This is a genomic window from Micromonospora cabrerizensis (assembly GCF_022230955.1).
In the GTDB taxonomy this organism is placed as follows: Bacteria; Actinomycetota; Actinomycetes; order Mycobacteriales; family Micromonosporaceae; genus Micromonospora; species Micromonospora cabrerizensis.
In genome coordinates, this window is record NZ_JAKKFI010000054.1 from 98,702 (window position 1) to 120,082 (window position 21,381).

Below are 21,381 nucleotides of genomic sequence, written 5' to 3' on the forward strand. Positions count from 1 at the left end.
GGCCGGCGTCTACCGGGGGTTGTTCGTCGTTGCGCGCGACCGCCACAGCAGCCAGACGAAGTACGGGGCGCCGATCATGGCGGTGACCAGGCCGGCGGGAATCTGGGCCGGGGCGATGAGCGTCCGTCCGACGGTGTCGGCGATGCTGACCAGCGCCGCGCCGAGCAGGGCGGCCACCGGGAGCACCCGGGAGTGTCGGCCACCGACGAGCGCCCGGGCGGCGTGCGGGGCGACCAGCCCGACGAAGCCGATGACCCCGACGGCCGAGACGGCGGTGGAGGTGAGCAGCGCCGCCGCGCCGAGCGCGACCAGCCGGGTGCGTTCCAGGCGGACGCCCAGCACCCGGGGAGTGTCGTCGTCCAGCGCCATCAGGTCGAGTTCGCGACGGGCGGCGACCACGGCCGGGGTGAGCACCAGCAGGGCGATCAGCACCGGCAGCACCTGGGTGGGCATCCGGCCGTAGGTGGAGCCGGACAGCCAGGTCAACGCCTTGCCGGTGTTCCACGGGTCGAAGGCGACGACCAGGTAGGTGATGACCGCCATGCCGCCCTGCCAGGCCCCGAAGCCGATCAGCACCAGCCGGTCGGAGCTGAGCCCGCCGCGCCAGGCCAGGCCGTACACCAGGGCGAAGGCCAGCATCGCGCCGAGCCCGGCGACCCCGGAGACGGCCCACACCCCGGCCAGCGGCACGAAGGTGAGCAGTGAGACGGCCCCCAACCCGGCGCCGGCGGTGATGCCGAGGATGCCGGGCTCGGCCAGCGGGTTGCGGCAGACCGCCTGCACGGTGGTGCCGGCCACCGCCAGCGCCGCGCCGGCCAGGACCGCCGCGGCGACGCGCGGCCACCGCTGGTCCAGCACAAAGGTGTACGCGGGCCCGGTGCTCCCGTTGAGCCAGTTCAGCACGTCGCCGAGCAGCACCCAGGTGTCACCGGCGAGCATGCCGACCGCCACGGCGCCGACGGTCAGTACGGCGGTGACGGTGAGGACGATGCGGTGGAAGCCGGCGGAGCGGACGGCCGCGTGCCCGCCGGGCGGGCGGCGGGTGGGGCCCGCGTCGCGGTGCCGGCGGGCCAGCCAGATGAGGATCGCCGCGCCGAACAGGGTGGTGACCACGCCGGTGGGAATGTCGACGCCGGCCTGCCCGCCCATCACGGCGCGCAGCAGCACGTCGGAGCCGAGGACGATGATGACCCCGGCGATGCCGGACAACGGCAGCAGGATGCGGTGCCGGTGCACCCCGGGCACCACGGGGGCGAGCAGCCGGACGATCACCGGGGCGCACAGGCCGACGAAGCCGACCGGGCCGGTGAGGGTGACGGCCGCGGCGGACAGCAGCACGGCCAGCACCATGACGGTGAGCCGGGTGCGCCGCACGTCGAGACCGAGCACGGTGGCGGTGTCGTCGCCGAGGGCGAGGATGTCGAGGCGGTGCCCGAGCAGCATCAGCACGACGACGGCGCCGACGATCACCGGGGCCAGCTGGGTCAGCGCGGTCAGGTCGCTCTGCACCAGCGAGCCGTTGCCCCAGGCGAACAGACCGATGGTGGCCTGCTCGAACAGGAGCAGCAGCAGCGTCGTCACCGACCCCAGCGCCAGCGCGGTCGCCGAGCCGGCGAGGATGAGTCGGGTGGTGCCGGCCTGCCCACCGGAGGACATCGCCATCACCAGGCCGGCGGCGGCCAGCCCTCCGCAGAAGGCAAGACCACCGGCGGGCAGCGCGGGCAGCGAGACGCCGAACGCGGCCACGGCGACGATCGCCAGGTGGGCGCCCGCGTTGACCGCGAGGGTGTCCGGAGACGCGAGGGGGTTGCGGGCGATCGACTGCAACGCGGCGCCGGCGAACCCGAGCGCGACGCCGATGGCCAACCCGGCGAGCAGCCGGGGCAACCGGGAGGCGATCAGGACGCGGGCCGCCTCGTCGTCGGCGCCCGTCAGGAGCCGCAGCAGGTCGAGGGCGCCGACCGACGAGGTGCCCTGGGTGAGGTGCACCGCGCCGACCACCAGCAGCAGCAGGATCGCGGCGACGAAGACACCGACCACGCGGGGCACGGCCAGGCGTCCGCCCGGAGCCGGCCGGGTGGCCGGCTCCGGGCGTGGGGGTGCGCTCAGCACGCTCACACCGCGTACGTCTTGACGAGTTCGTCGATGTACTGCTTGCCGGAGAGCGGACCGCCGAAGGTCCACATGCCGTTGGGCATCTTGCGCACGTTGCCCTTCTGCACGAAGGGCAGCGACTTCCAGATGGCGTTGCCGGCGAGACCGTCGGTGAACACGTCGTCGCCGTCGGAGGCGTTGTAGAAGAAGCGCAGGTTCGGGTCCTTGAGGACGGTCATGCCCTCGACGTCGGTCTGGCCGAGACCCCACGCCTCGTCGACCTTGCCGGTCCAGGCGTTGGTGAGGCCGAGCTGGGTGCCGATCTCGGAGACGAGAGAGCCCTTGCCGAACATCCGGATGCTGACGGTGCTGCCCTCCTTCCAGCCGTCGGCGAAGGCGAACGGCCGGCCGGCGGCCCCGGCGTCGGCGATCTTCTTCTTGCCGTCGGCGATGGCCGCGTCGAAGTCGGTGAGCAGCTTCTCCGCCTCGGTGGTCTTGCCGACAGCCTTCGCGATCATGTTGAGGTCCGCGCGCATCCGGCCGAGGTTGTCGGTGGCGTCACTGCCCTTGGCGACCACGACGGGGGCGTACTTCTCCAGCTGACTGACCATGTTGGCCCCCCGGTCGTCCTCCATGACGATGAGGTCGGGCTGGAGGGCGACGATCGAGTCGACGCTGGGCTCGCCGCGCGTACCGACGTCCTTGACACCCGGGTCGAGCTTCGCGGAGGTGACCCAGGTGCCGTAGCCCTTGGGGTCGGCGACACCGACGGGCATGACGCCCAGGCTGACCAGCATCTCGACCTCGCCCCACTCGAGCCCGACGACCTTGGTCGCCGGGGCCTTGAGGGTGATCTCCTTGCCGCGGCTGTCGGTGAGGGTGACCGGCCCGCCGGCCGCCGAGGAGGAGGTCTCGGGGGATGCGGCGTTCTCGGTGGTGCCGCAGGCGCCGAGCGTCAACGCGGCGACGACGGCGAGGAGGGCGGTGAAACGGGTACGGGTCATGACGGTCTTTCTCTGCTGGGGATGAGGGGTGTTCAGACCAGGGCGCGGATCGCGTGCCGCCCGACCGGGCGGGTGGTGACCAGTCCGCTGAGCGGATCGGTGGTCACCTCGATGCGGATCCCGTAGGTCTCGGTGAGGGCGTCCTCGGTGAAGACCGCGGCGGGGGTGCCGGTGGCGCGCACCCGGCCCTGGTGCAACAGGACCACCTCGTCGGCCACGGCGGCTGCCTGGTTGAGGTCGTGCAGCACGACGCCGACGGCGACGTCGTGGTCGTCCGCGAGGTCACGGACCAGGTCGAGGATCTCCACCTGGTAGCGCAGGTCGAGGAACGTGGTGGGCTCGTCGAGCAGCAGCACCGGGGTGTCCTGGGCCAGACAGGTGGCCAGCCACACCCGCTGCAACTCGCCGCCGGACAGCTCGTCGACGGGTCGATCGGCCATCGCGGCGACGCCGGTGACGTCCATGGCGCGGGCGATGGCCGCGGGACCGTTCGGATCCTCCGCGCGCCAGCGCCCCCGGTAGGGGTGGCGGCCGTATCCCACGACGTCGTGGACGGTGACGCCGCTGGGCACCGGCCGGCTCTGGGCCAGCAGCGTGACCCGACGGGCGAACTCCCGGGACGGGAGGCTGGCGGCGGTGGTGCCGTCGGCGAGGTGGACCGTGCCGGCCTCGATCGGGTGCAGCCGGGCCAGGGCCCGCAACAGGGTGGACTTGCCGCTGCCGTTGGGGCCCACCAACGCGGTCACGGCGCCCGCACGAAGGCTGATCATGGCACCGTGCACCACCGGCACACCGTGGTAGCCCAGACGGAGGTCGACGCCGGACAGGCTGCGCTCCCCGTTGGCCGACGCCAACTCGCTCTGCATTAGGTGAGGCTAACCTAAGGAAACGCCCGGGTGTCAAGCCGGTCCCGACGTCGTGGTCCGCGGGCAGACCGTCAGTGGTCGGGTCCGTGCACGCGTGGGGGATGCTGGGTCGGTGCAGATCACGACCCTCGGCCCGTTCGCCGTCGACGGCCAGCCCGTTCGGGGTGAACGGCTCGCGGCGGTGGTCCGCGCGCTCGTCGACGCCCGTGGACGGGCGGTCTCGACGAGCCTTCTGGTGGACGCCGTGTGGGACGGCGCCTCACCCGACGACGCGACCGGCGCCGTCCAGGCGCTCGTGTCCCGGGTACGTCGTCTCGGTCTGCCCGTGGTCGCGGTGCCGGGTGGATACCGGCTGCCCGCCGAGCAGGTCACCGTCGACGCCGTCGAGGCGAGGATGCTCGCCGACCAGGCGCGGACCCTGCTCCGGGCCGGTGACGCCGGTGCCGCCCGCGGCGCGGCCGACCAGGCCCGCGCCCTGTTCCCCGAGGTCCCGGAACTCGTCACCGTCGAGGACACCCGCCTGTTCGCGGACGTCGCCGCGCTGCGAGCACAGGCGGCACTCGCCGGCGCGGGCCCGTTCGACGAGGTCGACCTGGGTCGGCTCGTCGCGCGGACACCGCCGGACGAGCCGTCCGCCGCCCTGCTCGTCCGGGTCCTCGCCGCTCAGGGGCGGGAGGCGGAGGCGCTGGAGGTGGTCCAGAGACTCCGGGCCGACCTGGCCGACCGGTACGGCACCGACCCGTCGCCCGTGATCACACAGGTGCACCTCGCGCTGCTGCGCGGCGAGCTGACCACACCGGTCGTCGAGGTGTCGCCCCGGCAGCCGATGCGGATCGCCCTTCCCGCCGCCTGGCGTCGGCCGATGACGGCCCTCGTCGGCAGGGAACGCGATGTCGCGGCCGTGGTGGAGGGGCTCGCCGATGCGGCTCTCGTGACGATCGTGGCGGCCGGCGGCGCGGGCAAGACCCGTCTTGCCGCCGAGGTGACGCGCCGCGCGGCGGCGGCCGGGCAGTCGGTACGCGTGATCGAACTCGCCGGCCTGCGCTCGTCCGACGAGGTGCTGCCCACGGTGCTCGCCGCCCTCGGGGGTGCGGACACCTCGGCGACCGGCGGCAACCTGGGCCTGGAGCGGCGGGTGCTCAGCCCCGCGGAACGGCTTCGTGCCGTGGCGCCCGACCTCGACGGGTTGGTCGTGCTGGACAACTGCGAACACGTCCTCGACGCGGTGGCCACCGTCGTCGCGGACCTGGTCGCGGTGACCTCGTCCGAGGTCACCGTGCTCGCGACGAGCCGGGCCCCGCTGGGTCTGGCCGGCGAACTGGTCCACCGGCTGACCGCCCTGCCGGACAGCGACGCGCTCGCCCTCATCGAGTCCCGGGCGAGGGCTGGTGGCGCGGTGCCCACCTGGGACACGGCGCGGGCACTCGCCCTGTGCCACCGGCTCGACAACCTGCCACTGGCACTCGAACTCGCCGCCGCACGACTGCGCAGTATGCCGATCGACGACGTCCTCGCCGGGCTGAGCGACCGCTTCGCGCTGCTCGACGACGCCCTGCGCGGCCTGCCGGAACGGCACGCGAGCCTGTGGGCGATGGTCGACTGGAGCAGGGAGCTGCTGGCCGAGGACGACCGTGACCTGCTCCAGCGGGTCGCGGTCGTTCCCGCGCCGTTCACCGCGGACCTCGCCGCCGCGGTCGCCCAGACCCCGGACGTCCGCCGTGGCCTGGCGACACTCGTGGAACAGTCCCTGTTGACCCTGGTCGAGGGGGACGGCCCGCCGCGCTACCGCATGCTCGAAACGGTCCGTGAGTACGGCGAAGCCCGCCTGGACGCGACCGGTGCCCGCGGTCTGGCCATGGCCGGCCTGGTCGCGTGGGCGCGGGAGCTGGCGGTCGGGCTCGCCGACCAGTTCGTCGGCCCCGGGCAGATCGACGCCCTCGCCCGCTGTGCCGACGAGCAGGACAACCTGGTCGCGGGTCTGCGCTGGGCACTCGGGCAGGACGACGAGCCGGCCGCCGTCGAGATCGCCACCGCGCTGTTCCACCTCTGGGCGGTTCGTGGACTGCACCTCGAGGTGTCCGGGTGGGCGGCGGGTCTGCTGCACGTCGAGGACCCGCAGCGACGGCTGCGCTCCGCGATCCTGCGCGGCCGCCGCAGCGGCAGACCGCTGCCCGACGCCGACCGGATGGCCTGGATGTGCCTGTTGATCGGGGTCAACGCCGGCATCAGCGGGGACCTCCGGCTCGCCGTGCTCGCCCGCCGGGGACTTCGGACAGTCCTCGCCGAGCGACCGGACGAGGTGTCGTCCCGGCTGACCGTGCTGGCGTCCGCGCTGCCCCTGTTCGACGCCGCCGACCCGGAGGAGAGCATGAAGGGCACCGTCGAGCTGGTCGAGCACCCCGACCCGTACGTGCAGGGGCTCGGCCTGTTCGCCCGCGCCGCCGTCCGGGAGAACGGTGGCATGCACGCGGCGTCGATCGTGGACGCCGAGCAGGCCTACCGTCGTTTCGAGATGGCCGGTGACCAGTGGGGCATGGCGATGGCGGCGGGTGCCGTCGGGCAGTTCCTGGTGCCGGGCGAGGGTACGCGGTCCGCCGAGTGGCTGGCGCGCAGCGTCCGCCACATGGAGCTGATCGGCGCCACTCAGGACGCCCGGTCGATCCGGGTACGGCTGGACGTGCAGCTCGCCCTGGCCGGCGACCGGGACGCCGAGCGGCGACTGGCCGAGACGGCGACGCCGGGCGAGGCCGAGGCGGTGGACGCCGCCGTGGCGTGCCTCGGGCTGGCCCACGTGGCGTGGCAACGCGAGCGCTACGACGAGGCCCGGGCATACGGCGACGAGGTGATCCGGATCCTGGCCGGCTGGACCGGCCCGCCGCCACAGCCGCGCGCCATGCTCCGGGTCGCGGTGGCGGTCCTGCACCTGCGGGCGGCGCAGGTGCGGCCGGTGCCGGGAGAGAACGCCGACGCCCGCGCGGTCGCCGCGCTGGTCCTCGCCAGCGACGAGGCGCTCTCCTCACGGGATCTGCCCGTCATCGGTGCGTGGGCGCAGGGCGGCGCCGAACTCGCCGCGCACCGGGGCGACGTGGCGGCGGCTCGCGAGCTGTTCGCGCTCGCGACGCGCATCGGCGCCCACGCCGGGGCGTTCTTCCCACCCGGCGACGCCGAACGGCTCAACGTCGCCCTCGGAGACGAGGAGCAGCGTGAGCCGTTGGTGGCCGCGTTGCGCGGGCGGTCCGTCGCCGCGATCGTCGTCCGGGTCCGCGAGCTGATGGACGACCTGCTCGCCTAGCGCTCCACTCGGCCGACGTGCCCGCTACGCCGCCAGCGCCGCGCTGATCGCGTTGATGAGGATCTGTTCCGCCCCGTCCGGAGAGGCGGCGGTCGGTTTCCCCCTGAGGTGCCCCAACCAGCCGTAGACCGTCATCGAGCCGCCGGCGATGCCCGGGAAGTCGGTGTCGATCCCGCCGGCGTACGTCGCGGGCCTGCGCAGCAGTTCGTCGCTGGGCAGGTACGCGGGCACCTCGTTCGCGTAGCCGGCGAACATCAGCTGGCTCGACGTGCCGTATCGCGCCCGGAAGTAGACGGCGTATCCGGACACGATCTCGCCGCCGGCCAGCAGCAGCCGAAGGTCCGGGCTGCCGGAGAATCTCCAGGACTGCAGGGGCACCGGAATCGACGTCGCGAACGTGCCGGCGTCGATCTGCGCGATCATCTCTCGCGCGTGCCGCCGGTAGTAACCCGGCAGGGAGAGATCGTGATACCGCACGGCGTAGGCCGCGGACACGTCCCGAAGGTTGCCCACGGTCAGCGTCACGTCCAGCGGCAGGCTCACCTCCCGGTAGTGGGTCGTCGTCGGGCCGGCGACCGGCCGACCTGGGCTCAGCAGCGCCGTCGTGACGGCCTGCGCGAGTTCGGCGCCGCGCAGGCTGCGCTGGGCCCAACCCCGCGCGCCGGTGGGGTTCTGGTCACCGGCCGGCCCGAGGAGGAACTGGGCGAAGGCGCCGGTGGCCTGCTCGATCCGGGTGACCGCGTCCCCCGGGTAGTCCGAGTCGAACAGGGTCTGCGACCCCGCCACCACCGGGTGGCACCCGTAGCTGAACAGCACGGCCAGCGGCTCACCACCCGGCGTACGAGCCGTCAGGACGGGCACGTCCGACTCGACGTACGGAAGGTTCTCCCGGTTGCGCGAGAAGTGCTGGTCGACGACCTGGTAGTCGAGGGTGCACGCCGTTCGTGGGCCGTCGAGTGTGTCCCGGACCAGCTGCACGATCGTCGTGGCCAACTGGTCGCCGTAGGCACGCACCTGCGCCTGCAGAGTGGAATTCATCGCGTACGAGATGAACGGGTCGAGTTTGTCGGGGAGCACCGGGCCGTTGTGCGTGTGCGTGGCCGTCAGGGCGAAGTTCTCCGACGCCAGCCCCAGAGCGACCACCTGGCTGCGGATCGACCGGTGCAGGCCACGCGCGAACCCGAGGACGTCGGCGGTGACGATCACGTGGGGCACGCCCGCCTGCCACAGGATCATGCACCGCGCGAACAGCGGGGCGGCGGTCCCGGTCGCCTTGCGGGGCACATCGACGCCGTACCCGGCCAGGTACGTGCCCGCCGGCGGAGTGATCTCCACCTTTCCGACTGACAGCTCGGTGCCCGCCGCACCCCGTGCGGCGCTGCCGACGAGGCTCTGCCCCACCAGAGACGCGGCGAGGATGGACCCACCGGTGAGCAGGCGGCGACGACCGACGGTCAGTCCCCGATCACTCGGTTTGTCGCCCTCGGCCGCCTGCGCCCGGAATTCCGACGTGGTGGCAGGCCTGATCCTGGACATGGTCATTCGGCAACGATCTCCCCCGTGAGACGCCGACGCGCAACCGCCGCCGCGCAGCACCACTGCACGCACAACGACGGCCGTCAGTATTGAGTTGAGGACGATCATGGCGTACACCCCGACCCCGGTCAATGGTTCGCGCGGCGTGGAGCGGCATTCGGTCACGGCGTCGGCAGGTCGAGGTGCCGACGCCGTGACCAGGTCAGATCTTCTTGCGGTACGCGCGCAGCGCCAGCGGCATGAACACCGCGACGAAGCCGGCGCACCAGGCGAGCGTCCACCAGACGTGGTTGCCGAGTGGGGTGCCGAGGAACAGTCCGCGTACCGACGCCACCAGGTGCGTCATCGGGTTGACGTCCACGAACGCCTGCATCCAGCCCGGCAGGGTGTCGGCGCCGACGAACACGTTGGACGCGAAGCTCAGCGGCATGATCAGCGCGAACATCACACCCTGCACCGCACCCGCGGTCCGCACCTTCATCGACACGAGCACCGGCAGCCAGCTCAGGCAGAGCGCGAACAGCACCGCGAGCAGACACCCGGCGATCGCCCGGAACAGGTCGGTCTCGATCCGGAAACCCATCACGTAGCCGATCGCGAGGGTCGACACGGTGACGATGACGTACCGGACGACATCGCCGAGGACCGCGCCGACCAGTGGTGCGGAGCGGGGGATCGGCAACGACCGGAACCGGTCGAAGATCCCCTTGGCGATGTCGGTGTTGAGGTTGACGCCGATCGCGATGGCGCCGGTGGCGATGGTCTGCGCCAGGATGCCGGGCAGCAGGAACTGGAGGTAGTCGTGGGTCGATCCGGCGACGGCGCCGCCGAAGACGTACACGAAGATGATGAGGAACAGCACCGGTTGCAGGGTGACGTCGATGAGCGCCTCGGGCGTACGCCAGGTCTTGATGAGGCTGCGTTTGGCGAGCGCCAACGAGTGCCGGACCAGCCGGAACGGTCGCGGGTTCGGGGTGGTGGTGGAGAGTGCGCGGCTTCTCGTGGGCGCCGCGTCGGTCAGAGTGCTCATGCCGCGACCTCCGAGGGGCGGGTGGTGTCGTCAGCGGACGCCGTACGACCGGTGAGGGTGAAGAACACCTCGTCGAGGCTCGGCAGGTGCAGGGAGAGTTCGGTGACCGCGATGCCGGCGGCGGCGAACCGCGCGACGCTCTCGGTCAGTGCCGCGTCGTCGCTGACCGGCACCGCGAGCACGCCCCTGCGGATCTCGTCGGCCTGCGCGCCGGAGCTGACCTGGGTCAGGATCGCCGCCGTGCGGGCCAGGTGCGCCGGATCGGACGGGCGTACCTCGAGGGTCTGCCCGCCGACCACCCGCTTGAGCCCGTCGGGGGTGTCGTGCGCGATGACCCGGCCGTGGTCGATCACCGTGATCTCGTCGGCGAGCGCGTCGGCCTCCTCCAGGTACTGCGTGGTGAGCAGGACCGTCGAGCCGTCGCCGACCAGGGAGCGGACCACGTTCCACATGTCCTCGCGCTTGGCCGGGTCGAGTCCGGTCGTCGGCTCGTCCAGGAAGATCACGTCGGGGGAGCCGACCAGGCTGGCGGCCAGGTCCAGCCGCCGCCGCATCCCACCGGAGTAGGTCTTGGCCTGCCGGTTCGCGGCGTCGGTCAGGTCGAACCAGTCGAGCAGTTCGGCCGCCCGCCGCCGGGCGCCGGCCCGTCCCAACTCCAGCAGGGTGCCGAACAGTTCCAGGTTCTGCCGGCCGGTGAGGTCCTCGTCGACCGAGGCGTACTGGCCGGTGAGGCCGATGCTCTGCCGCACGCGCTCGGCGTCCCGTACGACGTCGAAACCGCCGATTCGGGCGCTTCCGCCGTCCGGGGTGAGCAGGGTGGAGAGGATGCGCACGGCGGTGGTCTTGCCAGCGCCGTTGGGGCCGAGCACCCCGAGCACCGTCCCGCGGGGAACGGCGAGGTCCACGCCTTGCAGCGCCCTCGTCTTCCCGAAGTTCTTCACGAGGCCCTCGGCCTCGATCGCCAGGTCAGCTGTCATGCGTACAGCCTGCACCGGTCGGCTGACACCGCCCTGACACGCCACCGACACGGCCGCGGGCACACCGGGTGTGGTCAGACCGCCGGACCGTCCGTGTTCCGGGTCATCTGTCGGAGCACCTTCAGTGTCGTCACGTAGTCGGCGTCGTCGATCCCGTGATGGATGCGGGCGCGGATCGCCGGAGCGTGCTGCCTGAGGTCGACGCGAGCCGCCTCACCCGCCTCGGTGATCCACAGCCGCTCCTGGTCGTCCCGGGTGAGCCAACCCCGAGTAAGCAGAACGCCGGCCTCGGCCTCCAGATCGTCCTCGGACCTCAGGTAGGTGCTCATCGCCATCTCGAGCTCCGGAATGGTCATGCCGTGACCGTCGGGTGAGATGTCGTTGCCCGACAGGTTGCGGAGCAACCAGAACTGGGGCTGGGTGAAGCCGAACTCAGCGTGCCGGGCCCGCGTGAAGGCGATGAGTGCCTCATAGGCCACGCCGGTCCAGTACGCGGCGGGCTGGGTCGCGAGTTCGGCGTCGGACAGGTGCGGGGTTGCCACGGGTGCCTCCTGGGAACGTCTATTTGAGCGCGACCCTAGGACCTCAAGTCGTGTTGAGGTCAATGAGGTGACCCGGCTGTTCCCGCGCACGAGCCGTTGCGGCCCGCTCAGCATCACCTGGTGACCGACGGCGTTCGCGAGGGTCGTGGCAGGTCTTTCCGTTGGGTAGGTTGCGGAAGTGACAAGAAGTGAGCGGATCGCCGACCAGCTGGACCGGCACTGGCACAAGAACCTGCGGCCGCGGCTGCACGGTCTTGCCGATGAGGAGTACTTCTGGGAGCCGGTGCGTGGCTGCTGGAGCATCCGTCCACGCGGCACGACGGCCGCACCGATGTCGGCAGGTTCGGGGCAGTGGACGATGGACTCCGCGTCCCCCGACCCGGTGCCGGCGCCGGTGACCACGATCGCCTGGCGGCTGGCGCACATCATCGTCTCCTGCCTGGGCTATCGGGTCGGATGGCACTTCGGCGGCCAGGAGGTCGACTCCCGGAGCTTCCCCTACGCGGGGACCGCCGACGAGGCGCTGAGACAGCTCGATGAGATGTACGGGAGGTGGAACGCCGGGGTCCGCGAGCTCTCGGACGCCGACCTGGAGAGTCCGCCCGCTGTGGGCCCCGAGCGGTTTCCCATGGAGGGCATCGTCCTGCACGTCAACCGGGAGCTGATCCATCACGGCGCAGAGATCTCCCTGCTGCGCGACCTCTACGGCTGGCAGGACGGCGCTGTACCGCGCCGAACATGACGGTCCGGTAACCCGGCGACCGAGCGCGGCAGGCCGGTCGCGCGGGGGCGGGATCAGTTCCAGGATGGCGCAGCTTCGATGATGAGGAGGGCCCGATGGGCCGCACGGTGTTGAGCATGAGCGTGTCGTTGGACGGCTTCGCCGCCGGCCCTGACGTCAGCCCCGAACAACCCATGGGCAGAGGCGGCGAGCGGCTGCACGAGTGGCTGTTCCAGGCTGACGGGGATCGCGCGGTGGCGGCCGACGGGGTCACCCCGGTCGGGGTCGACGCCGCGCAGGTACGAGAGCGGCACGCGACGACCGGGGCCGTGGTGATCGGCCAGCGGACGTTCGATGTCGGCGTGGACCTGTGGCAGGACACCCCGTTCCCGGTGCCGTGCTTCGTGGTCACCCGTGAGGCGCGCGACCCGTTGACAATGAAGAGCGGCGTCTTCACGTTCGTCGACGACGGGCTGCACAGCACGCTGCGCCAGGCGCGACACGCGGCGGGCGACCAGAGCGTCCTCGTCATGGGCGGGCCCACCATCGGACGACAGTTCGTCAAGGCCGGGCTGGTGGACGAGATCCACCTCCAACTCGTACCGGTCCTCCTCGGTGCCGGCACACGCCTGTTCGACGACCTCGGCACCGACCACGTCGAACTCGAACGTACCGCGGTGATCGAGTCACCACACGTCACGCACCTGCGCTACCACGTCCCGAAGTGACAGACCGGCCGAGCTCCTCGTGAGGAGCCCGGCCGGTGCGGTCAAACGCCGTCACGGAGCTGTCCGGAGCGCAGCGGGGGGGTGCTGCGGCGGCAGAGGTGCGGACGACGCGACCGCCCTCCGCGCGGTCGTCCGCCTGCTCAGCTCGGCAGGCGACCCCGCGTGGAGACGAAGTGGTACGACATGACGGCGAACCCGGGGTCGCGGAGCAGCCGCCGGAAGGCGGTCAGCTGGTTGGGCGACAGCCCCGCCGCCAGCAGATCCGGCTCCAACTGGCGGGAGTTCGTCTCGTAGAGCGACGTTCCGGTCGAGCCGCCGGCCCAGCTCTGCGAGTGGGTGATGGTGTCCAGGTCGCTCAGACCGGCGAGGGCCATCTCGGTGTGCACGTCCTGTGCCCACCCCAGGTCGGCGCCGTGATCCTCCAGGACACCCATCATGGCGTCCATGACCTGCGCGAAGAGCTTCGCGGCGTCATCGCTGGGCGCGGTCAGCACCCGCTGTGGCGCGGTGCAGTCGAACTCCTCGACCACCAACCACCCGCCGGGGGCCAGCGCGCCGGTGAGCGTACGCAGGACCCGTCGCCGGTCGGGGAGGTGCAGCAGCACCAGCCGGGCGTGGATCAGGTCGAACGCGTCCCCGGGCGGCGCTTCGGTGCGCACGTCGTGGCGACGTACGCGTAGGTTGCCCTCCGCCGCGAGGTGCGTGGGGTCGATGTCCGTGGCCACCACGTGGCCGTCGTCGCCGACCGCGCGGGCGATCCGTCGGGCCATCGAGCCGCCGCCCGCCCCGACCTCCCAACAGGTCGCTCCCGGCCGCAGCACCGGTTGGGCCAGGCGGCGCGTCGTGATCGGGTCCAGGAAGGACTCCAGCGCGTGCATCTGGGGCACGGCGTCCGGTTGGCCGTTGTCGAACGTGTACGTGCCATCGCTCGTGGCGGTTGTCATTGGTGTCTACCTCTCCGAGGGGTCGGGTGACGTGGGGGTGTCGGCCCAGAGCCGAGGGGCCGGTCGGTTGGGTGGTGGCGGCGGCGGTGGGGCGGTGGCGACGCTCAACATCGCCGCCAGTGGGGCCGGGTCGACGCGGGCCTCCGCCGTCGGTCGGTCGTAGACCACCCGGCCGTACTCCAGCACCGCCACCCGGTCCGCGACCTCGATCGCGTGCTGGAGCTGTTGTTCCACGAGCAGCACCGTCAGGCCGTCGGCGGCGAGGCCGTTGACCAGTTCACGGACCCGCGCCGCCAGGTCGGGTGAGAGGCCCTCGCACGGTTCGTCGAGCAGCAGCACCCGTGGTTGGCCGAGGAGCGCCCGCGCTATCGCCAGCATCTGCTGCTCGCCGCCGGAGAGTTCGCAGCCGCGGTGTCGTAGCCGCACCGCCAACCGCGGCAGCAGTTCCAGGGTCCGGGCCACCGTCCAGCCCTCGCCACCGGAGGCGGGGGCCCGCCACGGCGCGGCCGCCAGGTGCAGGTGCTCGGCCACGGTCAGCCGGGAGAAGACCCGCCGGCCCTGCGGGACGAGACCGACGCCGGACTGGGCGATGCGGTGTGGTTGCCGGCCGGCCACGTGCACACCGCCGATCTCGATGCGACCGCTGGAGGCGCGCACCAGCCCGGCGATCGTGTGCACGAGGGTGCTCTTGCCCGCGCCGTTGCGACCCACCACGGCCTGGATGCTGCCCGGGCGGACCCGCAGGCTGACCTCGTGCAGCACGATCCCTCCGGCGTAGCCGGCGCACAGGCGATCAACCGACAGCATCAGGCCACCCCGTCGGCGTAGGCCTGCCGCACCAGCGGCGAGGTACGGATCTCGTCCGGTGTGCCGGCGGCCAACGTCCGACCGTCGCGCAGCACGGTGACGGTGTCGGAGAGGGCGTACACCAGGTCCAGTCGATGTTCGACCAGTAACACGGCGACCGCCCTGGGCAGCGCCTGGAGCAACTCGACGAGCCGGCCGACCTCGACGGCGGACAGCCCGGCCGCCGGTTCGTCGAGCAGCAGCAGGCGGGGGCGACCGGCGAGGGCCATGGCGATCTCCAACTGGCGTCGTTGCCCGTGTGCGAGGTGCCCGGCCGGCACCGTCGCGACGTCGGTGAGGCCCATCTGGTCCAGCAGCGGGCCCGCCCGGTGTTGTGCGATGCGCCGGCGTCCGCCCGGCCACCACCTGCGGCGGGGTGTGAGCCGGGGCAGCGCGGCGACCACCACGTTCTCCGTCGCGGTGAGCGTCGCGAAGACCGCGGGTCGTTGGTGGATGCGGTTGATGCCCCGTCGGGCCCGGGCCGCCGGGCCCAGCCGACCGACGTCGCGTCCCTCGAAGATCACCCTGCCGTGCTGCGGTTTCCTGGACCCACCGATCACGTTGAGCAGGGTCGTCTTGCCCGCTCCGTTGGGGCCGATCAGCGCGTGCCGCTGGCCGTCGTGGACGCACAGGTCCACCCCGGCCAGCGCGGCGAGCGAGCCGTAGCGCACGCTGACATCCTCGACGGTGAGCAGCCCGGTCATCGGTGCAGCTCCGGCACTGTGGCCTGGTCACGCTCGGGTGACGCGTCCGGCTGGTCCGCCGGCTCGCTCGGCAGACCCCACCTGCCCCGTGCCCGGTGCACACCGGTCGGCAGCAGGTAGACCGTCGCCACGAACAGCACGCCCAGCACCAGCGGCGCGTGGCCGGGCAGCACACCGAACAGCCAGTCCCGGACGGCGATGACCAGTGCCGCGCCCACCAGGGCCCCGCCGATCGAGGCGGTGCCACCGATGACGACACCGAGCAGCAGCAGCGCGGAGGTGTCGAAGCCGAAGTCGGCGGGGGAGATGTACTGCTGGGCGACGACCAGGAGCGATCCGGCGGCACCGGCGATCGCCCCGGCGGCGATGTGCGCGCCGGACAGGTACAGCGGCACCCGGTGACCGCTGGCCCGCAGCCGCGTCTCGTCGTCGCGGCCGGCCCGCAGCAGCAGCCCCGCCCGGGTGCGCAGCAGCAACAGCACCGCGCCGACCAGGACGGTCACGACGACCAGGGCGTACAGGTAACGGTCCTGGTCGTTGGCCAGGACCGGGAGCCCCCAGAACGGGCGGACCGCGGCGATGCCGGCCAACCCGTCCGTGCCGCCGGTCACCGACCGCCAGCGACCGAGGACCGTGACGGCGAGCTCACCGATGGCCAGCGTGATCATCAGGACGATCACCCCTCGGGCGTGGACGACGAGCGGCACGGTGAGCGCGGCCAGCACCGCACCGGCGACCGCCGCGACGGCGAGCTGCACGACGCCGACATCGGAGATCTGGCTGCCGACCACGGCGCAGGCGTAGGCGCCCGCCGCGTACGGCGCGGTCTGACCGAGGGTGGGCATGCCGGCGACGCCGGTGAGCAGGGCCACGCTCACCCCGACCAGGGCCAGCGCCAGCGTCCGGGCGAGGATCGCCGTGGTGTAGTCGTCGACCACCCAGGGCGCCACGACCAGGCCGGCCAGGGCGAGGGCCGCCACCGCGCCCCGCGCGCGCCGGATCACCTCGTCCCTCATGCCGCTCTCCATCTGCTGGCCAGGCCACGCGCCCGCACGGCCAGTACCGCCGCCATGGCGGCGAACAGCAGGAACGGCGCCGCGGACGGCAGCAGCGCCACTCCCAGCGTCTGGATCTCGCCGATCGCGAGCGCGGCCAGCAGGGTGCCACCCATCGACCCGAGCCCGCCGAGGACGACGACCACCAGGGACAGCAGGAGCACGGTGTCGGCGGTGTCCGTGCCGGGGCCGATGATCGGCGCGCCCAGCACCCCGGCCGCCCCGGCCAGCGCGCCGGCGGCGGCGAGCACGCCCGCGCGGATCCGGGCGGGACTCACGCCCAGACAGGCGACCATCTCCGGGTCGTCGACGGCCGCCCGGACCAGCATTCCGGCCCTGGTGCGTCGCATGACGAGGTAGAGCGCGGCGGCGATCACCGCCGCGACGACGATGAAGACCAACCGGTACGCGGCGTAGCGGTGGCCGGCGACCACCACCGACCCCTCCAGGGCGGCGGGCACCAGGACCTGCGGATCGTCGGGACCGAAGCCGGCGACGAGCAGGCTGCCGCCGGCCAGCGCCACACCGAACGTCAACAGCGCCTGACTCAGGTGGTTACCGGCGGCGACCGGTGCGAGCAGGCCGGCCAGGAGCACACCCGCCGCGGCGGCGGCCAGCACACCGACCGTCAGCGCCAACGCCAGACTCGCCCAGCCGCCGTCGAACAGCGCCGCGGCGGTGTAGCCGCCGATCGCGTAGAGCATCCCGTGCGCCAGGTTGAGGATGTTGGCGACGCCGAAACAGAAGACCAGGCCCGACGCGGCGACGAACACGAGCAACCCGTAGGCGATCCCGTCCAGCGCCGGTATCAGGTACGGGTCGATCCGGTTCGAGCCGGCCGCCACCACCATCATCGGCCGACGGTCGCGAGGTCACCCACGACGGTGTTGGACAGCGCCCGCCCGTCCTGGCGGACCTGCCGCAGATACCACTTCTGCACGGGGGAGTGCGTGGTGGTGGAGAACTGCCAGGTGCCGCGCGGGCTGGCGATCTGGCCGAGCTGACCGATGGCCGTGTTGATGGCCTCCGGAGTCGGGTCGCTCCCGGCGGCGCCGATCGCCCGGTCCAGCACCGACGCCGCGTCGTACGAGGCGAGCGCGTAGGTCGTCGGCGAGCCGTCGTGCTTGGCCTTCCACGCCGCGACGAAGGCGCGGTTCTCCGCGTTGTCGAGGTCGGGGGAGTAGTTGAGCACGGAGAAGATGTCCCGAGCTGCCTCGCCCTGCGCGTTGAGCACGCCGCCCTCGGTGAGGAACCCGGCCGCGTACAGCGGGACGTCCTTGATCTCGGACTGCGCGTACTGCTTGACGAAGTCGACGGCGGCGCTGCCGGCGTAGAAGGTGTAGACGGCCGCCGCGCCGGAGGCCTTGATGCGGGCGAAGTACGGGGTGAAGTTGGTGGTGGCCGGGAACGGCGTGAAGGTCGTCTTGCCGTCCGAGTTCGCGAGCTTCCCACCGATCTTGCCGAACGCGTCGGTGAACCCCCGCAGCTCGTCCCAGCCGCCCTGGTAGTCCGGGCCGATCGCGTACACGGAGCCCTTCACGTTGTCGTGGACGTGTTGGGCGATCGCGGCCCCGGGCTCGTCGGAGAGGTACGAGGTGTGCCAGACCCGGGAGACGTCCTTGAGTTCCGGTCGGCCGTTGGAACCGACCAGCGGCACCTTCATCTCGTCCAGCAGGGGGGTGACCCCGGCGACCGAGCCACCACCGACGATGCCGGTGAGCGCGGACACCCGGTCCTGCTTGAGCAGCTTGGTTGCCGCCGGGACCGCGGTCTGGGCGCCGTTGCCCTCGTCGGCGATGACGAGGTCGACCTGTCGACCGCCGAGTTTGCCGTCGTGGGTGTCCAGGTAGAGCTGGAAACCGTCGCGGATCTCCGTACCGACCGCCTGGTACGTCCCGGACAGCGAGGCGAGCAGGCCGATCTTTATCGAGCCGCTGGCGCTCGTGCCCGGCGCGTCGTTGCCGCAGGCCGCGCTGGTGGTCAGCACGACCGCGAGCAGCGTCGCGGTGAGGGCACGGCTACGCCGAGGGGTGGTGAGAGGCATGTCTTTCTCCAGGGGAAGGGAGGTGTCTCCGGCGTGGGGGCGCCGGGGTTGTCAGCGGCTGCGGGCGAGTGCCGCTCGGGCCGCGGGGGTCAGGGCGTCCCCGATGCGGTTGGCCAACTCGGTCATCTCGTAGGAGACCTTGCCCACGTCGCACTCGGGCGCGGCGAGCACCAGCAGCGAGGCACCGTCGTTGAAGGCCATCGAGAACATGAAGCCACCCTCGAGCTGGGTGACGTTGGAGATCACGGCGCCGGCGTCGAAGAAGGCCGCCGCACCCCGCAGCAGGCTGACGAGCCCGCTACCCGTCGCCGCCAACTGGTCGGCCCGGTCCGGCGGCAGATCGCGGGTGGCGGCCACCATCAGGCCGTCGCTGGAGATGGCGATCGCGTGGCTGACCTCGGTCGCGCGCGCGGCGAAGTTGTCCAGCAGCCAGCCGAGATCCTGTTGGTCGGTCACGTGCTCTCCTGTCGCGTCATTTGTTGCCGAGGTTGATCGGGGTGCGTCGGCGGTTCGCCACACCCCGCGCGTACGCGGCCATCGCCGTCGCCACCTGGGCCGGATCGCGGTACTCGGACCTCTGCTGCTGCTGGGGGACGGTCACGCCGCCGGGGACGAGATGCCGTTGCGGCTGCCGCTTGGGCAGGCCGGAGTTGGTCGTGGTGGCGACCTCGGGGCTCTGTGCCTGGGCCGCCGTCCGCCAGGCGTCGTCGGCCGGGCTGGACCATTCCTGGCCGTCGTGGGCCTCGGCGACGTCGTTCTGGAACCAGTGGTTGACCTGTTCGAAGATGAGGAGCTCCTCGGTGGGCGCGTCACCCCGGTCCGGGGGTGGAGGAGCCGGCCGGAACACCGGTGCCGCCGGCAGGGTCCGCTCGGCCGGAGGTCGCCCGGCGGTGGGCTCGGGCCTCGGCTGGTAGGGCGGCGGCGGGGGGCTGGCCGTGCGCGCAGCCCTCCGCGAGAGCCGTCCGGGCGCGAGCAGGTACTCCTCCGGTGGCAGAGACCGGATGATGGTCGCGGGCAGCGTCGCCTCGGCGAGGATGCCGCGTCGGGGGCCGCGTCGCAGTTGGACGGTGGCGCCCAGCCGAGCCGCGAGCTGACCCACGACGACCAGCCCCATCGCCCGTACGGCGGCCACGTCGATCGCCGGTGGGCGGGCCAACAGCTCGTTGAGCTGCTGCATCCGTTGCGGGGACAACCCCACGCCCTCGTCGCTGATCTGGATGATGACGCGGTCACCCAGGCTCCGGCCGCTCACCCAGGTCTCGCTGCCCGGCGGCGAGTACGTCGTCGCGTTGTCCATGAGTTCGGCGAGCAGGTGCACGACCTCGTCGACGGTCTTGGCCGCCACGGCGACGTCCCCGTCGATCATGCCGAGCCGGATCCGCGCGTAGTGCTCGATCTGGGACAGCGCCGCCTGGAGCACCTGTTGCAGGGGGACGTCGCGCTGGCGTACACGACCGACGCCGACGCCGCCGAGCACCAGCAGGCTGGCGTTGATGCGCCCCATCCGGGTCGCCAGGTTGTCCAGCGTGTACAGCTGGTGGAGCCGGTCGGGGTCGGTCTCGTCCCGTTCGACGAGGTCGACCTGGGCCAGGACGGCGTCGACGAGTCGCTGTTCGCGGCGGCTCAGGTGGATGAAGATGTCGGCGGTGTTGGCGCGCATGACGGCCTGCTCGGCGGCGGTCCGCACGGCGGCCTGGTGCACGGCGCTGAACGCCTGGCCCAGCTCGCCGATCTCGTCGCCGCTCGACGGTTCGAGGGCGGCGCTGGAGTGCTGGCGGGCCAGTTTGTCCGGGTCGACGGCGGCGCTGCCCGGCTGCTGGAGCTGGGCCACCACGGCGGGGAGCTGTTCGAACGCCACCGCGTTGGCCGCGTCCCGCAGGCGACGCAGCCGCCGGGTGATCTGCCGGGCGACGGCCCAGGTCACCAGCGCGGTGAGGATCAGTGCCAGGAGGACGCCGACCGCCTCGGCGACGGCCCGCCGGCGCTGGTCGGCGTGCGCGGCCCGGACGTCGTCGCGCACCGCGGCGTCGACCCGCCCGCGCAGCTCGGCCAGGCGGGCGGCACGCGTCTGGGTGGTGGACACCCAGCCGTCGGTCTCCAGTCGCAACCGCGACCCCGGCTGGGCCCGGGACACCTCGTCCTGCATCCGTTGCAGGGCGAGCGCCTCCTTGCCGGTGCCGGCCTGCTCCCACCAGAGGCCCCACTCGGTCGGGGCCAGGGCCACGAACGAAAGGCTCGACTCGGTGTAGCTGGTACGGGCGGCGGTGATGTCCTGCTGCATGGCCGGGGTCAGCTCGCCGCCCGCGACCGCCCGCAGCACGGCGACCTGCTGCTGACCGATCGCCTCGGCAGTCTTCGACAGCGCCGCGGAGGCCCGGATCCCGTCGGCGAGGCGGGCGTCCACCACGCCGTGCGAGACGGTTTCCCGGAAGTTGATCAGGTCGGCGATGGCGATGCGGTAGCTGAAGGTCATCGCCGACACCGAGGCGTGCGTCGCCGTGCGGACCTGGGTACGCAGCGGGGGGAGGCTGCCCAGGGCCGCGTCGATGCGGCGCAGGAGAGCCCGGTTGGCGTCGGCGTCGGCGGACAGCCGGTCTCGCTGACCCCGGTAGCGCGTGACGGCGTCGTCGGTGGCGGCCATCTCCGCGCCGAAGGCGTCCTGCTGCTCCGGCCCGCCGAAGGTGAGCAGGTCGGCGGCGGCGATGCGTTCGCGTTGCAGGCGGTAGGCGAGGTCACCGGCCTCGGCGCCGACCTGGGCGAGGACCCGCAGGTCGCTGGCCCGGACTGTCTGGCGTGCGCTCTCGGTCAGCGCGAGACCGGCGAAGCCGATCACGGCGACGAGCGGCGCCGCGACGATGAGGCGCATCCGGCCGGCTATCTTCCAACCGCGTCGGCGGCTCGGGTAGGGTCTGGCCGCGTGGGACCTGGTGCTCGACGCCAAGATTGACTCCCACGACTCGTCGATGACGGTCTATCCGCACGTTGCCGAATGCAAGTC

17 protein-coding genes and 1 pseudogene are annotated in these 21,381 nt (G+C 72.3%); 3 read left to right on the forward strand and 15 right to left on the reverse strand.

Annotated features, from left to right (window positions below; genetic code table 11):
- Window positions 1-9: 9 nt before the first annotated feature.
- Genes LADH09A_RS11280 through LADH09A_RS11290 form a run of 3 tightly spaced genes read right to left on the reverse strand, consistent with a single transcriptional unit; the run spans window position 10 to window position 3,964 of the window.
- Complete coding sequence (locus tag LADH09A_RS11280; RefSeq protein ID WP_274529370.1) at window positions 10-2,109, reverse strand: iron ABC transporter permease; 2,100 nt, start codon at window positions 2,107-2,109, stop codon at window positions 10-12.
- 5 nt (window positions 2,110-2,114) lie between these two features.
- A complete protein-coding gene (locus LADH09A_RS11285; protein ID WP_238644835.1) occupies window positions 2,115-3,098 on the reverse strand; it encodes an ABC transporter substrate-binding protein in 984 nt (327 codons plus the stop codon).
- Window positions 3,099-3,130: 32 nt separating this feature from the next.
- Window positions 3,131-3,964 (reverse strand): ABC transporter ATP-binding protein, encoded by an 834-nt coding sequence (locus LADH09A_RS11290; protein WP_238644836.1) that lies wholly within the window; start codon window positions 3,962-3,964, stop codon window positions 3,131-3,133.
- A 112-nt stretch (window positions 3,965-4,076) separates the two neighbouring features.
- On the opposite strand from LADH09A_RS11290, the gene LADH09A_RS11295 reads away from it, so the two are divergent.
- Window positions 4,077-7,256: an ATP-binding protein gene (locus tag LADH09A_RS11295; RefSeq protein ID WP_238644837.1), complete on the forward strand. Its 3,180-nt coding sequence runs from the start codon at window positions 4,077-4,079 to the stop codon at window positions 7,254-7,256.
- Window positions 7,257-7,280: 24 nt separating this feature from the next.
- On the opposite strand, the gene LADH09A_RS11300 is transcribed toward LADH09A_RS11295, so the two are convergent.
- The 4 genes and pseudogenes from LADH09A_RS11300 to LADH09A_RS11315 all read right to left on the reverse strand — a co-directional run bounded on the left by LADH09A_RS11300 (window position 7,281) and on the right by LADH09A_RS11315 (window position 11,341).
- Window positions 7,281-8,798 (reverse strand): hypothetical protein, encoded by a 1,518-nt coding sequence (locus LADH09A_RS11300; RefSeq protein ID WP_238644838.1) that lies wholly within the window; start codon window positions 8,796-8,798, stop codon window positions 7,281-7,283.
- Between the two features lie 196 nt (window positions 8,799-8,994).
- Complete coding sequence (locus tag LADH09A_RS11305; protein ID WP_238644839.1) at window positions 8,995-9,822, reverse strand: ABC transporter permease; 828 nt, start codon at window positions 9,820-9,822, stop codon at window positions 8,995-8,997.
- Window positions 9,819-10,700: pseudogene (locus tag LADH09A_RS11310) on the reverse strand (ATP-binding cassette domain-containing protein); the annotation flags it as partial. The gene LADH09A_RS11305 and the pseudogene LADH09A_RS11310, both read right to left, overlap by 4 nt.
- A 173-nt stretch (window positions 10,701-10,873) precedes the next feature.
- The gene (locus LADH09A_RS11315; RefSeq protein WP_238644841.1) at window positions 10,874-11,341 is read right to left on the reverse strand and encodes a winged helix DNA-binding protein; all 468 of its coding nucleotides are present in this window, start codon (window positions 11,339-11,341) and stop codon (window positions 10,874-10,876) included.
- 178 nt (window positions 11,342-11,519) lie between these two features.
- Here LADH09A_RS11315 and LADH09A_RS11320 point away from each other — a divergent pair, with 178 nt between their 5' ends.
- Together LADH09A_RS11320 and LADH09A_RS11325 are read left to right on the forward strand one after the other, a co-directional pair.
- Window positions 11,520-12,083, forward strand: a complete 564-nt coding sequence (locus LADH09A_RS11320; protein WP_238644842.1) for a DinB family protein — start codon at window positions 11,520-11,522, stop codon at window positions 12,081-12,083.
- 95 nt (window positions 12,084-12,178) lie between these two features.
- On the forward strand, window positions 12,179-12,790 hold the full coding sequence (locus tag LADH09A_RS11325) for a dihydrofolate reductase family protein (RefSeq protein ID WP_238644843.1): 612 nt from the start codon (window positions 12,179-12,181) through the stop codon (window positions 12,788-12,790).
- Between the two features lie 140 nt (window positions 12,791-12,930).
- On the opposite strand, the gene LADH09A_RS11330 is transcribed toward LADH09A_RS11325, so the two are convergent.
- Genes LADH09A_RS11330 through LADH09A_RS11365 form a run of 8 tightly spaced genes read right to left on the reverse strand, consistent with a single transcriptional unit; the run spans window position 12,931 to window position 21,249 of the window.
- A complete protein-coding gene (locus tag LADH09A_RS11330; RefSeq protein WP_238644844.1) occupies window positions 12,931-13,734 on the reverse strand; it encodes a methyltransferase domain-containing protein in 804 nt (267 codons plus the stop codon).
- Window positions 13,735-13,740: 6 nt separating this feature from the next.
- Window positions 13,741-14,541 (reverse strand): ABC transporter ATP-binding protein, encoded by an 801-nt coding sequence (locus LADH09A_RS11335; RefSeq protein WP_238644845.1) that lies wholly within the window; start codon window positions 14,539-14,541, stop codon window positions 13,741-13,743.
- Window positions 14,541-15,284, reverse strand: coding sequence for an ABC transporter ATP-binding protein (locus LADH09A_RS11340; protein ID WP_238644846.1), 744 nt, complete (start codon window positions 15,282-15,284; stop codon window positions 14,541-14,543). Before LADH09A_RS11340 ends, LADH09A_RS11335 begins: the two co-directional genes overlap by 1 nt.
- Window positions 15,281-16,300 (reverse strand): branched-chain amino acid ABC transporter permease, encoded by a 1,020-nt coding sequence (locus LADH09A_RS11345; RefSeq protein ID WP_238644847.1) that lies wholly within the window; start codon window positions 16,298-16,300, stop codon window positions 15,281-15,283. Before LADH09A_RS11345 ends, LADH09A_RS11340 begins: the two co-directional genes overlap by 4 nt.
- Complete coding sequence (locus LADH09A_RS11350) at window positions 16,297-17,193, reverse strand: branched-chain amino acid ABC transporter permease (RefSeq protein ID WP_238644848.1); 897 nt, start codon at window positions 17,191-17,193, stop codon at window positions 16,297-16,299. The genes LADH09A_RS11345 and LADH09A_RS11350 overlap by 4 nt, the downstream gene beginning before the upstream one ends.
- Window positions 17,190-18,383 (reverse strand): ABC transporter substrate-binding protein, encoded by a 1,194-nt coding sequence (locus tag LADH09A_RS11355; RefSeq protein ID WP_238644849.1) that lies wholly within the window; start codon window positions 18,381-18,383, stop codon window positions 17,190-17,192. Before LADH09A_RS11355 ends, LADH09A_RS11350 begins: the two co-directional genes overlap by 4 nt.
- A 51-nt stretch (window positions 18,384-18,434) precedes the next feature.
- Window positions 18,435-18,839 (reverse strand): roadblock/LC7 domain-containing protein, encoded by a 405-nt coding sequence (locus LADH09A_RS11360; RefSeq protein WP_030490280.1) that lies wholly within the window; start codon window positions 18,837-18,839, stop codon window positions 18,435-18,437.
- A 16-nt stretch (window positions 18,840-18,855) separates the two neighbouring features.
- Entirely contained in the window at window positions 18,856-21,249 is a 2,394-nt protein-coding gene (locus LADH09A_RS11365; protein ID WP_238644850.1) for a sensor histidine kinase, read from the reverse strand.
- Window positions 21,250-21,381 lie beyond the last annotated feature (132 nt).

Excerpts from the sequence above, each read along its gene's own strand:
- LADH09A_RS11335 (WP_238644845.1), bottom strand. The coding sequence starts at position 14,541 with ATGCTGTCGGTTGATCGCCTGTGCGCCGGCTACGCCGGAGGGATCGTG.
- LADH09A_RS11330 (WP_238644844.1), bottom strand. The coding sequence starts at position 13,734 with ATGACAACCGCCACGAGCGATGGCACGTACACGTTCGACAACGGCCAA.
- LADH09A_RS11285 (WP_238644835.1), bottom strand. The coding sequence starts at position 3,098 with ATGACCCGTACCCGTTTCACCGCCCTCCTCGCCGTCGTCGCCGCGTTG.
- LADH09A_RS11350 (WP_238644848.1), bottom strand. The coding sequence starts at position 17,193 with ATGATGGTGGTGGCGGCCGGCTCGAACCGGATCGACCCGTACCTGATA.
- LADH09A_RS11325 (WP_238644843.1), top strand. The coding sequence starts at position 12,179 with ATGGGCCGCACGGTGTTGAGCATGAGCGTGTCGTTGGACGGCTTCGCC.
- LADH09A_RS11345 (WP_238644847.1), bottom strand. The coding sequence starts at position 16,300 with ATGAGGGACGAGGTGATCCGGCGCGCGCGGGGCGCGGTGGCGGCCCTC.
- LADH09A_RS11365 (WP_238644850.1), bottom strand. The coding sequence starts at position 21,249 with ATGCGCCTCATCGTCGCGGCGCCGCTCGTCGCCGTGATCGGCTTCGCC.
- LADH09A_RS11355 (WP_238644849.1), bottom strand. The coding sequence starts at position 18,383 with ATGCCTCTCACCACCCCTCGGCGTAGCCGTGCCCTCACCGCGACGCTG.
- LADH09A_RS11305 (WP_238644839.1), bottom strand. The coding sequence starts at position 9,822 with ATGAGCACTCTGACCGACGCGGCGCCCACGAGAAGCCGCGCACTCTCC.
- LADH09A_RS11340 (WP_238644846.1), bottom strand. The coding sequence starts at position 15,284 with ATGACCGGGCTGCTCACCGTCGAGGATGTCAGCGTGCGCTACGGCTCG.
- LADH09A_RS11290 (WP_238644836.1), bottom strand. The coding sequence starts at position 3,964 with ATGCAGAGCGAGTTGGCGTCGGCCAACGGGGAGCGCAGCCTGTCCGGC.
- LADH09A_RS11300 (WP_238644838.1), bottom strand. The coding sequence starts at position 8,798 with ATGACCATGTCCAGGATCAGGCCTGCCACCACGTCGGAATTCCGGGCG.